The sequence below is a fragment of the Leucobacter sp. M11 genome (assembly GCF_035726885.1).
Taxonomy (GTDB): domain Bacteria; phylum Actinomycetota; class Actinomycetes; order Actinomycetales; family Microbacteriaceae; genus JAPFRB01.
In genome coordinates this window covers 487,159-499,135 of record NZ_JAPFRB010000002.1, presented here as the reverse complement: position 1 = coordinate 499,135, position 11,977 = coordinate 487,159, and the positions used below count along the sequence as shown (strand labels likewise).

Here is an 11,977-nt window from a genome sequence, read left to right as displayed (position 1 = left end):
AGTGTGCAGGTTGCCCTGCCTGCTCAGGGAAGCGATCGCCGAGAATCGGCGCGGGAACCCGGGAAAGGCGGCCCGGCTTGCTAGAGTGACGCACGATCTTCACCATTCTCAGACGAGAGGCAGAGCGATGAGCGACGAACGCGAGAAGGACACCCTCGGCGGCGCGCCCGTGGAGGACGCGGAGACCACCACGAGCGAGCTCCGCGCCGCCGTGGAGCGCGCGACCGACGGCACCGCCCTGCCGGAACCCGTGCCCGCCCTGGCCCCGGACGGCGTCCCGGGCGAATCGCCCCGCGAGGCCGAGCCCGCGCCGTCGGCGTTCCCCGCCCCGCTGCCCGATGCGGAGCTGCCGAGCGCCGCCGCTCCGGTGGCCGCGCCCGGTCCGGCCCCCGAATCAGGGCTCGCGACCGAGGCCTACGCGGTCACCCCGGACGCCGCTGACCCCGCCCTGACGGGGCCCGAACCGAGCACCGGTCAGGTCACCGTGGTCGGGGCCGCCGTGCCCGACCGCCCCGACGAGATCCGCGTCGCGGCCGATCACCCGATGGCGCCCCTCTACGTGCAGACCCCGGCACCGCCGGAGAACCGCGGCAACCGCGGCGTCGGCATCCTGATCAGCCTCCTGGGCACCCTCGGCTTCGCCGCGGTCTATGCGGGCGGCATCGCGCTGTTCCTCGCGCCGACGCACGCCCCCTCGCAGTTCCTCGGCGGCCTGCAGGATCACCTCTTCACCCTGGGCTTCCTGCTGCCGATCGCCGCGTTCTTCGTGATGATGGTGCTGATCGTCCTGATCGTCAACCGCGCCGGGTGGTGGGCCTACGTCCTCGGCGGCTTCCTCGTCGCCGTGGCCGTTTGGGCGGCCGCAACGGTCGGGTGGGGCCTGACCCCGGCCATCACCGGCGTGAACTGGGGCGTCGCTCGTGCCGACCTGCTCGGCACGACCGCGCTCACCCCGCTGCCGCTGATCGCCGCCGTGGTGGCGCGCGAGGCATCCGTCTGGTTCGGGGCCTGGATCGGGGCACGCGGGCGGCGCATGAAGCGCCGCAACGCTGAAGCGCTCGCCGCGTACGAGGAGCAGGTTGCCGCGAACCAGGCGGGCACCCTGGCCGGGCTATGACCACCCCCGGTGCCCGGCGCGGGGTGACCCGTGGGTACGTCGTCGGGCTCGCGCTGATGTCGACGGTGCTCGGCATCGCGCTGCTCGTCGCCGCCTGGGGCTTCATCGCCCTCCTCGGCGATCGGCGGCCGGTCACCTGGGCCGACGCCCCTGTTTTTCTCGCCCCGGCGCTCGTGATCCTGCTCGCCGCTGCCCTGATCTGGGCGCAGTGGCACAGCGCCGTCGCGCTGCTGCGCGGGAGGCGCACCCCGCCCTGGGCAACCGCCGCCGTCCTCGCCCTGGGCACGTATCTGGGCTGGGGCCTGCTCGGCACGCTCGGGGGCCTGCCGATGGCGGACACCTGGGCGAGCCCCTTCCCGCTCGCCCTGGTCGTGATCTGGCCGCTGACGCTCCTCCTGTTTTGGCTGGTGCTGCTGCGCCGGGTCTACACGGACCGTCCCCCGCCGAGCTGGCCCTGGGAGAAGCGCGAGGCCGCCCAGCGGGCGGCCGAGGATGAGGCTGACCGTCGCGAGCGGGACAGCTGGGGTCCCGACGGCCCCGTGGATCTGGGAAACTAAGCAACAGACGACCGGGTTTCGGCCCGGAACGCTTCGTCCGGTGCGGCGAACAGACACGAGCGGAGGGCACATGGCGCAGGACTCCATTGAGTGGCGCGTGACCGCCGCCGTCGATGCCTGGCTCCGCTGGGTGCCCAGCTGGCGGCCCGGGACCCACCACGGCCGCGCCCGACCCTGCCGGCGGTGCACCGGATCGCCCCTCGTGCTCGCCGCCGGAATCCCCGCGGACACCCCGCACCCGGTGACGCACTCCCTCGTCGCCCGCATGCACCGCATCATCGACCGGGTCGTCGACGACTACACCGCAGAGGAGCTGCCCCGGCTTCGCGAGGAACTGCGCGGGGCGGATGAGTGGCAGGGCGCGCCCGGCTACGATCCCACCGCGGGGCTCGGCCCCGAGTTTGACGGGGTGTCCGTCGATCCCGAGCCCGAGGACGGAAGCCAGCCGTTCCTGTTCACCCTTGACGGCCTCGCCGAGGAGAGCGCGCCGCCGCCGCCGCTGCCGCGGCCCCCGCTCACGGCGGAGGAGAAGGCCACGCTGCGGCGCGAGATCGAGGCGGCGGACCGGCGCGCGACCGAGGTCGGCAACGAAACCTGTTTTGCCCTGGCCGAGCATCGGCCGCGAATCCAACACGCCATCGCGGTGTTCATCGAGCCACAAATCCAGGACTTGCTCAGGGAACTGAGTGAACATTTAGAGCCGCCGAGCTGAGCCGGAGCTGAACCGCCTCCGTCCGCCTCGCGCTCGCTTGCGAATTGGGGTGTTTCCGGGCTATTCTTGCTCCTTGGTGCTGTCAGCATATCGTGACCCCTGCCAGAAACTCGGGAAACGGTGCGACGCGGCATTGATTGGGTTCTGTCCGCATCCGCGAACGGCCCCCACGGCATACCCCTTCCGCGTCCCGGCTGAGCCGGGCTAGGGGTGAATGGTGCGGTTTTTCGAAGCCGCGCACTCGCTAGAAATTTTTAGCATCGCTGTCACCGTGCAGCAACGAATAAGGAGAATCAGTGCCAACAATTCAGCAGTTGGTTCGGAAGGGCCGGACGCCCAAGGTCACCAAGACCAAGGCGCCCGCTCTGAAAGCGAACCCCCAGCAGCGTGGTGTCTGCACCCGTGTGTACACCACCACCCCGAAGAAGCCGAACTCGGCGATGCGTAAGGTCGCTCGTGTGAAGCTGTCCAACGGGACCGAGGTCACCGCCTACATTCCCGGCGAGGGCCACAACCTTCAGGAGCACTCGATGGTGCTCGTTCGCGGCGGTCGTGTGAAGGACCTCCCCGGTGTTCGCTACAAGATCGTCCGGGGTGCGCTTGACACCCAGGCCGTCAAGGGACGCCAGCAGGCCCGGAGCCTCTACGGCGCGAAGAAGGAGAAGAAGTAATGCCTCGTAAAGGACCCGCTCCCAAGCGCCCCGTCGTCGCCGATCCGGTTTACGGTGCTCCCATCGTGAGCCAGCTCGTCAACAAGATCCTCAAGGACGGCAAGAAGGGCCTCGCCGAGCGCATCGTTTACGATGCACTCGAGGGCGTTGGCAAGAAGTCCGACCAGGACGCCGTTGTGGTTCTCAAGAAGGCGCTCGACAACGTGCGCCCCACCCTTGAGGTCCGCTCCCGTCGTGTTGGTGGCTCGACCTATCAGGTTCCGGTTGAGGTTAAGCCTCACCGTGCGAACACCCTGGCGCTGCGCTGGCTCACCAGCTACGCCAAGGCCCGTCGCGAGAACTCGATGACCGAGCGTCTCATGAACGAGATCCTCGACGCATCCAACGGCCTCGGTGCCGCGGTGAAGCGTCGCGAGGACACGCACAAGATGGCCGAGTCCAACAAGGCCTTCGCGCACTACCGCTGGTAGTCGTTCGGTGCCGGGGATCGCGTTTCGCGATCCCCGGCGCCTCTCGCTGACCCCCAAGACCCAAACCACACTGGAGGAACCCCGTGGCACAAGACGTGCTCACCGACCTGAGTAAGGTCCGCAACATCGGCATCATGGCGCACATCGATGCCGGTAAGACCACCACCACTGAGCGCATCCTGTTCTACACGGGCGTGAACCACAAGCTGGGCGAAACCCACGACGGCGGCGCGACCACCGACTGGATGGAGCAGGAGAAGGAGCGTGGCATCACGATCACCTCCGCAGCGGTGACCTGCTTCTGGAACAAGAACCAGATCAACATCATCGACACCCCCGGTCACGTTGACTTCACCGTTGAGGTGGAGCGCTCGCTCCGCGTCCTCGACGGCGCTGTTGCTGTGTTCGACGGCAAGGAGGGCGTTGAGCCCCAGTCCGAGACCGTGTGGCGTCAGGCCGACAAGTACAACGTCCCCCGCATTTGCTTCGTCAACAAGATGGACAAGATGGGCGCGGACTTCTACTTCACCGTCGACACCATCATCAAGCGCCTCGGCGCGAAGCCGCTGGTCATGCAGCTGCCGATCGGCTCCGAGTCCGGCTTCGAGGGCGTCGTTGACCTCCTCGAGATGCGCGCGCTGACCTGGCGAGGCGACGCCAAGGGTGACGTGACCCTGGGCGCCAACTACGAGGTCGAGCCCATCCCCGCTGACCTCCAGGCGAAGGCCGAGGAGTACCGCGCGAAGCTGGTCGAGACCGTCGCCGAGTCCGACGACGAGCTCCTCGAGAAGTTCTTCGCTGGCGAGGAGATCTCCATCCCCGAGCTGAAGGCTGCCATCCGCAAGATGGTCATCAACTCCGAGATCTACCCCGTGCTCTGCGGCTCGGCCTTCAAGAACCGCGGCATCCAGCCGATGCTGGACGCGGTCGTTGACTACCTCCCGAACCCGCTGGACGTGGGCGCCATCGAGGCGCACGACCCCCGCGACGAGGAGAAGGTCATCGAGCGTCGTCCCGACGCCAACGACCCCTTCTCGGCGCTGGCCTTCAAGGTCGCCGTGCACCCCTTCTTCGGTCGTCTCACCTACGTGCGCGTCTACTCCGGTCACCTCGACTCCGGTGCCCAGGTCGTCAACTCGACCAAGGGCAAGAAGGAGCGGATCGGCAAGATCTTCCAGATGCACGCCAACAAGGAGAACCCGGTTGACTCGCTGACCGCGGGGAACATCTACGCGGTCATCGGCCTGAAGGACACCACCACCGGTGACACCCTGTCCGACCCGAACAACCAGGTGGTCCTCGAGTCGATGACCTTCCCGGAGCCCGTGATCGAGGTCGCTATCGAGCCGAACACGAAGGCTGACCAGGAGAAGCTCGGCACGGCCATCCAGAAGCTCGCCGAAGAGGACCCCACGTTCCGCGTGAGCCTCAACGCCGAGACCGGCCAGACCGTCATCGCCGGTATGGGCGAGCTCCACCTGGACATCCTGGTGGACCGCATGAAGCGCGAGTTCAAGGTCGAGGCCAACGTCGGAAAGCCGCAGGTGGCCTACCGCGAGACGATTCGCAAGACCGTCGAGAAGCACGACTACACCCACAAGAAGCAGACCGGTGGTTCGGGCCAGTTCGCCAAGGTCCAGATCGCGCTCGGCCCGATCGACCCCGAGTCGGACAAGAACTACGAGTTCCACAACAAGGTCACGGGTGGCCGCGTGCCGCGCGAGTACATCCCCTCGGTGGACGCCGGTATCCAGGACGCCATGCAGTACGGCATCCTCGCTGGCTTCCCGATGGTGGACATCCAGGCGACGCTGCTCGACGGCCAGTACCACGATGTGGACTCGTCTGAGATGGCGTTCAAGATCGCCGGTTCCATGGCGTTCAAGGAGGCGGCTCGCAAGGCGAACCCCGTCATCCTCGAGCCGATGATGGCCGTTGAGGTCCGGACGCCCGAGGAGTACATGGGCGACGTGATCGGCGACCTGAACTCCCGCCGTGGTCAGATTCAGTCCATGGAGGACGCGAGCGGTGTCAAGGTCATTCGTGCCCTGGTCCCGCTCTCCGAGATGTTCGGGTACATTGGTGACCTGCGGTCGAAGACCTCAGGCCGCGCCGTGTTCTCGATGGTGTTCGACTCCTACGCAGAGGTGCCGAAGGCCGTGGCCGATGAAATCGTTCAGAAGGCCAAGGGCGAGTAACTCCGTCCCGTCGCCGTGGCTGGGAGCCGAAATTCATCTGGTTCCCAGCCTCGGCACCCGCTGAGGTCGAAACTCTTCGGCTGAGCAAGTAACATAAATACACACACCCCCGTAAAAGCACTGTCCGAAATCCGTCGGTCAGCGTTTTTACTCGAAGTCCTGAGGAGGACCACAGTGGCGAAGGCCAAGTTCGAGCGGACCAAGCCGCACGTAAACATCGGTACGATCGGTCACGTTGACCACGGTAAGACGACCCTTACCGCGGCCATCTCGAAGGTGCTGGCGGACAAGTACCCGTCCGAGACCAACGTGCAGCGCGACTACAACCAGATTGACTCTGCTCCCGAAGAGCGTCAGCGCGGTATCACGATCAACATCTCGCACGTTGAGTACGAGACCCCGACCCGTCACTACGCTCACGTTGACGCCCCGGGTCACGCCGACTACATCAAGAACATGATCACGGGTGCTGCCCAGATGGACGGCGCGATCCTCGTGGTTGCCGCCACCGACGGCCCCATGGCACAGACCCGCGAGCACGTGCTGCTCGCGAAGCAGGTTGGCGTTCCCTACCTGCTCGTCGCGCTCAACAAGTGCGACATGGTCGACGACGAGGAGATCCTGGAGCTCGTCGAGCTCGAGGTTCGCGAGCTGCTGTCCAGCCAGGGCTTCCCCGGCGACGACGCTCCCGTGGTCCGCGTCTCCGGTTACCAGGCCCTGCAGGGCGAGGAGAAGTGGGTGAACTCCGTTCTGGAGCTCATGGAGGCCGTTGACACGGCTATCCCGACCCCCGAGCGTGACAAGGACAAGCCGTTCCTCATGCCCGTCGAGGACGTCTTCACCATCACCGGTCGTGGCACCGTTGTGACGGGTCGCGCCGAGCGTGGCACGCTGCAGATCAACTCCGAGGTCGAGATTGTCGGCATCCGCCCGACCGTCAAGACCACCGTCACCGGTATCGAGATGTTCCACAAGCAGCTCGACGAGGCGTGGGCTGGCGAGAACTGTGGCCTCCTGCTCCGCGGCACCAAGCGTGAGGACGTTGAGCGCGGCCAGGTCATCGTGAAGCCCGGTTCGGTTACCCCGCACACCGAGTTCGAGGGCACCGCCTACATCCTGTCCAAGGAAGAGGGCGGCCGTCACAACCCGTTCTTCACGAACTACCGCCCGCAGTTCTACTTCCGTACCACGGACGTGACCGGCGTTATCACGCTGCCCGAGGGCACCGACATGGTTATGCCTGGCGACACCACGGACATGTCCGTCGTGCTCATCCAGCCCATCGCCATGGAAGAGGGCCTCGGCTTCGCAATCCGTGAAGGTGGCCGCACCGTCGGCGCCGGCACGGTTGTGTCGATCAGCAAGTAGTCACTGACTACTGAAGCGGGCCCGGAGCATCTGCTCCGGGCCCGCTTTGCTGTTTCCAGCGCACCCCACGGGTCCGGAGCGGGTGCTCCGGGCCCGTGCTGTGCGCTCGGCCCGCTGCGGACCTGGAAACGAAGCGGCGCCAGACCAATGCGATCAGAAACATTCTGTATTTTAATAATCCGTATTGCAGTAACTGGTATTTTAGTATAGTCTTGACACATGCACGGGGCGGGGGCCCCGGGAAGCAGACAGCACATGCGATGCGCAGAATCAGACACTTCGGAGGGACGTTCCCCTCGGTTCTCCGGGGTGCCTGGTGATCGCGACCGGATGGCTGTCATCTCTGCGGATCGGAGTGACTACCGGCAGAGGTTGGGCGGGGAGGGAGCTTTCCCCAGCGTGACTCCCCGCCCAGCACCATCGCGTTCCGAAGTTACCGATATCCCAGTGGTTATACTGATGACGTGCCCAGTTCAGCCGAGCAACGACAGCTTCTCCGCCCCCCGCTTCGGGATGTCGTTTACGACCGGATTGTTGAGCTCATCAGCGATGGCAGCATGGTTCCGGGCGCGCTCTACCGAGACGAGGACGTTGCCACGATGCTGGGGGTGTCTCGCCCCACGATCCGGGAAGCGCTCGTGCGGCTGGAGACGAACCGGCGTATTTCACGCGAGCCGAAGTCCGCGTTCCGCGTCAAGCAGTTGACGGCGCAGGAGAGCCTGGTGCTGGACCGAATCGTGGTTTCCCTCCTGGCTATCGCTCTGGAAACACTGCGGTTTCCGCTGTCGCCGGAGACGCATGCCGAGCTGGAGCGCCTGGCCACTCGCTGCGCGCAGCCGGAAGCCGCGACGCCGGAACAGGACGTCGCAGCGTACTGCGCTGCGGTCATCGGGGCCTCCGGGGTGCCGATCATCAGCGGAATGTACCAGGACCGGGTGATCCTGCCGAGCATCGGCCAGGAGCGCCGGGGCGTTTCCGACACAGACCGAGCGTTTGTCGCTCAGCTGCACCAGGCGCTGGCCGCGGAGGATCTCGCCGCGGCCATGAATATCGTCGAGCGGGCGCGGGAGGAGCTGCGCCAGGAGCTGCTGCGCGACCTGGAACTGAGCCGCCAGGAGCCGGTGGCTGAGGCGATCGCACCCGGGGTGCCCAAGCATGGCCAACACCCGCGCCAAGCCATCATGGCCGACGAGGTCACCCGGGCAATTCGCGACCTCATCGTGAGCGGCGAGTTCCCCCCGGGAGCGGAGCTGCACGATCAGGAACTGACCGAGCGTTTCGGTACCTCGCGGACCCCGGTTCGTGAAGCGTTGAATCTCCTGGAGGCCGAACGCCTCGTGGTGGTGCGACCCCAGTCCGGCACGACCGTGGCGCCAATCTCGATTCGCGCGGTTCAGGACTCGATCCGAATGCTGGCCACGACCACCGCCTTTGTGGTCCGGGAATCAATCGGGCTGCTCACGGAGGACGATCTCGCGGTGCTCCGTGATGTCGGCGCGGAAGACCGGGAAACGTCGCTGGCTGCCCCCGGACCCGCGGATCGAAGCGTCGTGCTCACGGGCTTCTCTGAGGTGTTCTTCGCCCGGTACCGTTCGCTCAGCCTCGTGGGGCTTCGGGACCGGGCGCTGCCGCAGCTGTTGCGGATCATGGCGGTCGACGAGACCCTCGCCCGCCGCGCCCTGGCGGAGCGTCGACGGGTCCTCGGCCCGCTCCTGGCCCAGATCCAAGCCGGCGACGGCGAGGGCGCAGCCGCGCGAATCGAGGCATATGGGCAGCGCTTGATTGGTGCGCTGCTCGACGAGACCGAAGCGACTGAGAGGGGCAGCCATGCCGATTCGTCACCGCGGTGATCTGCTCCGGCGGCCCCCGCTCGCCGAGGTTGCCTATCGCTACCTCCTCGACGCGATCGTGAGCGGGTCGCTCGAGCCAGGCCAGCACCTCAACGACCGGGAACTCGCCGTTGCCCTCGGCATGAGCCGCACCCCCGTGCGCGAGGCGCTCAAGCGGCTCGCAAACATGGACATCATCGAGATGGCCCCGAACAAGTACACGCGGGTGGCGAGCTTCAGCGAGGCCGAAACCGTGGAGCGTTCCAATGCGCTCTTCGTGCTCTACGATCTTGCCCTCCTCGAGGGGATCGCCGCCCTGGACGAGTCGGGGCGGGCCCGGCTCTCGACCCTGAGCGCCGATCTCGTGACCGCCGCCGCGGAGGCGGACCGGGTGCAGGTCACCGAGGCCTCCTTCGAGTACTTCCTGCAACTGGCCGACGCGACGGGCAACGACCTGTTGCTGAGCGAGATGGAGCGGCTCGGCGTTCTCGCAACGCGCGCGCTCGCCCCGCGGCAGACGCCCCAGCCCTCGCTCACGGAGATCTCCGCACAGATCAGCAACATTCACGTCAGCGTGCTGGCCGGAGACACCCCGGCGGCCCGTGCGAAGCTGCGTGAGCTGACCGCGCTGGTCCGGCAGGCCTACCTCCTGAGCCTCGGCTAGAACCCGCAGTGGGCGTCATCTGGGCACAGCTGCTGGACGCGGACAGCCGGGGAGCGCATAATGGGATCAGACGGTCCGATCGGGACCGCGCACGTTTGGGGGAGGACACGATGGGTCTCGAAGACATCAGCAAGAAGACGGAAGAGCTCGCGAAGAAGGCTGGCGACTTCGTCAAGCAGAACGCCGACAAGGCCGACGCCGCGATGAAGAGCGACAAGGCCGAGGAAATCAGCGACAAGGTCCTCGGCGGGGTTGCTGACCTGGCCAACAAGGTCACCGGCGGCAAGTACGCCGACAAGGTCGAAGAGGTCCGCTCGAACATCGACAAGAACCTCGGCAGCGAGTAACGCACGCTCCGAACTCCCGCACACGCCCGGCTCGTCTCGCGACGATCCGGGCGTTTGCTGTGTGCCCAACGGGCTTCGGGGGAGCCGCGGCGGTATCCTGGTCATTGCCCACCGCGAACAGAGCACGAAGGACGTCTGAGTGAAACCACGCATCGGAGCGCGTTTTGCGCACTTCCTCCGACAGTTCGGGGTGCTCTTCGCCGCTGATGCCCTCGCGTGGGCCGTGGCCATCCTGGCGGCGCTCCTGTTGCGTTTCGACTTCGAGCTCGGCCGGATCCAGTGGGCGCCAACGCTCGGTCTGATCGCCGTCACGGCCGCCCTGCAACTGCTCGGTGGCTGGGTGTTCTGGCTCTACCGTTCCCGGTACGCGATTGGCAGCTTCGACGAGGTGCGCGCCCTGTTTCTCAGCACGGCGGCCGTCGGCGCGATTAGCTGGGTGTTCGCGTTCACGCTCGGCTACGGAAATGGCATCCCCCGCAGCGCGGTGATCATTGCCGCGCCAATCGCGTTCAGCCTCATGGGCATCGCCCGCTACCTGTTCCGGCTCTCCGCCGAGCAAAAGATGAAGCCCGGGGCCGATGCCCAGCGCACGCTCATCTTCGGCGCGGGCTACGTGGGTGGGCTGACCGCCCGCCGGATGCTGACCGACGCGGCCGCGGACTACATCCCGGTCGGCTTCATCGACGACGACCCGGCCAAGCGCAACGTTGAGGTCCGCGGGGTGCGCGTGCTCGGCGGGCTGGAACAGCTCATCGAGGCCGCCGAGGAGACGAACGCTCAGACGGTGATGATCTGCGTCGGGAACGCGGATGCTGCGCTGCTGCGCCGGATTAACGACGTTGCCGCCAAGGCCGAGTTGCGGGTCATGGTGCTGCCCCCGCTGGAGCGGATCCTGCGCGGCAAGTCCGCGATCTCGGATGTCCGTGACATCTCCATTGAGGATCTCATCGGCCGGTACCCCCTGCGCCTCGAAATGGACTCGATCGCGAAGTATTTGCGCGATGAGGTCGTACTGGTGACGGGCGCGGGCGGCTCGATCGGCTCGGAGATCTGCCGGCAGCTCACCCGCTTCGCCCCGCGTGAGCTCATCATGCTCGACCGGGACGAGACGGCGCTCCAGCAGGTTCAGCTCTCGGTGCGCGGCCACGGCCTGCTCGACACGCGAGACGTGGTGCTCGCGGACATCCGAGACACCGAATCGCTCACCCGCATCTTCGAGGAGCGCAGGCCGACCGTTGTCTTCCACGCCGCGGCGCTCAAGCACCTGCCCATGCTGGAGCAGTACCCGGAGGAGGCCTGGAAGACGAACGTGCAGGGCACGCTGAACGTGCTCCGTGCCGCGCAGTCCGTCGGCGTCGAGACCTTCGTGAACATTTCCACGGATAAGGCGGCCAACCCGACGAGCGTCCTCGGCCACTCCAAGCGCGTGGCCGAGAAGCTGACCGCCTGGATGGCGGGGGAAACCGGGAAGCGCTACCTCTCGGTCCGTTTCGGAAACGTGATCGGGAGCCGCGGCTCCATGCTGCCCACCTTCGCCGCGCTGATCGAGGCGGGCGGGCCGCTCACGGTCACCCACCCGGATGTGACCCGATTCTTCATGACGATCCCCGAGGCGAGCCAGCTTGTCATCCAGGCGGGCGGGATCGGGCGTCCGGGAGAGGTGCTCATCCTGGACATGGGCGAGCCCGTGCGGATCCTGGACGTCGCGGAGCGGATGATCGCCGAGTCCGGCAAGCCCATCGACATCGTGTTCACCGGGCTCCGCCACGGCGAGAAGCTGCACGAAGAGCTCGTGGGCCGCGGCGAGAGCGACGAGCGACCCTTCCACCCGAAAATCTCCCACGCCACGGTCGCGACGATCTCCCCGGACGTGCTCGACCACGACGGCTGGTGGAAGCGGCTGGACCTCGACGCCACCCCAGCGCGGGACGAGGGCGAGCTGGAGCCCGTGCGCTCGGCCAGCGACGCCGAGGACATGAACGGTCAGGAACGCCCCGGGGTGACCCGCGCTGGGCAGGCCTCCGGTGCGCACGCCGCCGGATCC

The 11,977-nt window shown here is 66.7% G+C and carries 11 protein-coding genes; all 11 read left to right on the top strand.

Going from position 1 to position 11,977, the window contains the following annotated elements:
• Positions 1–127 precede the first annotated feature (127 nt).
• Positions 128–1,117 (top strand): hypothetical protein, encoded by a 990-nt coding sequence (locus tag OOT08_RS06745; protein WP_325091835.1) that lies wholly within the window; start codon positions 128–130, stop codon positions 1,115–1,117.
• Positions 1,114–1,674, top strand: coding sequence for a hypothetical protein (locus OOT08_RS06740; protein WP_325091834.1), 561 nt, complete (start codon positions 1,114–1,116; stop codon positions 1,672–1,674). The genes OOT08_RS06745 and OOT08_RS06740 overlap by 4 nt, the downstream gene beginning before the upstream one ends.
• Positions 1,675–1,744: 70 nt before the next feature.
• Positions 1,745–2,386, top strand: coding sequence for a spermidine/putrescine ABC transporter substrate-binding protein (locus OOT08_RS06735; RefSeq protein ID WP_325091833.1), 642 nt, complete (start codon positions 1,745–1,747; stop codon positions 2,384–2,386).
• 296 nt (positions 2,387–2,682) lie between these two features.
• Complete coding sequence (rpsL, locus tag OOT08_RS06730) at positions 2,683–3,057, top strand: 30S ribosomal protein S12 (RefSeq protein ID WP_325091831.1); 375 nt, start codon at positions 2,683–2,685, stop codon at positions 3,055–3,057.
• On the top strand, positions 3,057–3,527 hold the full coding sequence (gene rpsG, locus OOT08_RS06725) for a 30S ribosomal protein S7 (protein WP_325091830.1): 471 nt from the start codon (positions 3,057–3,059) through the stop codon (positions 3,525–3,527). The genes rpsL and rpsG overlap by 1 nt, the downstream gene beginning before the upstream one ends.
• An 83-nt stretch (positions 3,528–3,610) precedes the next feature.
• Positions 3,611–5,725 carry an elongation factor G gene (fusA, locus tag OOT08_RS06720; RefSeq protein WP_325091829.1) on the top strand — a complete coding sequence of 705 codons (2,115 nt, stop codon included), beginning with the start codon at positions 3,611–3,613 and terminating at the stop codon, positions 5,723–5,725.
• A gap of 174 nt (positions 5,726–5,899) precedes the next feature.
• Positions 5,900–7,093 carry an elongation factor Tu gene (tuf, locus tag OOT08_RS06715; RefSeq protein WP_325091828.1) on the top strand — a complete coding sequence of 398 codons (1,194 nt, stop codon included), beginning with the start codon at positions 5,900–5,902 and terminating at the stop codon, positions 7,091–7,093.
• 464 nt (positions 7,094–7,557) lie between these two features.
• Positions 7,558–8,943 (top strand): GntR family transcriptional regulator, encoded by a 1,386-nt coding sequence (locus tag OOT08_RS06710; protein WP_325091827.1) that lies wholly within the window; start codon positions 7,558–7,560, stop codon positions 8,941–8,943.
• Positions 8,921–9,586 carry a GntR family transcriptional regulator gene (locus tag OOT08_RS06705; protein WP_325091826.1) on the top strand — a complete coding sequence of 222 codons (666 nt, stop codon included), beginning with the start codon at positions 8,921–8,923 and terminating at the stop codon, positions 9,584–9,586. Before OOT08_RS06710 ends, OOT08_RS06705 begins: the two co-directional genes overlap by 23 nt.
• Positions 9,587–9,696: 110 nt before the next feature.
• The gene (locus OOT08_RS06700) at positions 9,697–9,933 is read left to right on the top strand and encodes an Rv0909 family putative TA system antitoxin (protein ID WP_325091825.1); all 237 of its coding nucleotides are present in this window, start codon (positions 9,697–9,699) and stop codon (positions 9,931–9,933) included.
• Between the two features lie 139 nt (positions 9,934–10,072).
• On the top strand, positions 10,073–11,977 hold a 1,905-nt coding region (locus tag OOT08_RS06695; protein WP_325091824.1), incomplete at its 3' end, for a polysaccharide biosynthesis protein.

Excerpts from the sequence above, each read along its gene's own strand:
- OOT08_RS06740 (WP_325091834.1), top strand. The coding sequence starts at position 1,114 with ATGACCACCCCCGGTGCCCGGCGCGGGGTGACCCGTGGGTACGTCGTC.
- OOT08_RS06700 (WP_325091825.1), top strand. The coding sequence starts at position 9,697 with ATGGGTCTCGAAGACATCAGCAAGAAGACGGAAGAGCTCGCGAAGAAG.
- OOT08_RS06745 (WP_325091835.1), top strand. The coding sequence starts at position 128 with ATGAGCGACGAACGCGAGAAGGACACCCTCGGCGGCGCGCCCGTGGAG.
- OOT08_RS06735 (WP_325091833.1), top strand. The coding sequence starts at position 1,745 with ATGGCGCAGGACTCCATTGAGTGGCGCGTGACCGCCGCCGTCGATGCC.
- rpsG (WP_325091830.1), top strand. The coding sequence starts at position 3,057 with ATGCCTCGTAAAGGACCCGCTCCCAAGCGCCCCGTCGTCGCCGATCCG.
- OOT08_RS06705 (WP_325091826.1), top strand. The coding sequence starts at position 8,921 with ATGCCGATTCGTCACCGCGGTGATCTGCTCCGGCGGCCCCCGCTCGCC.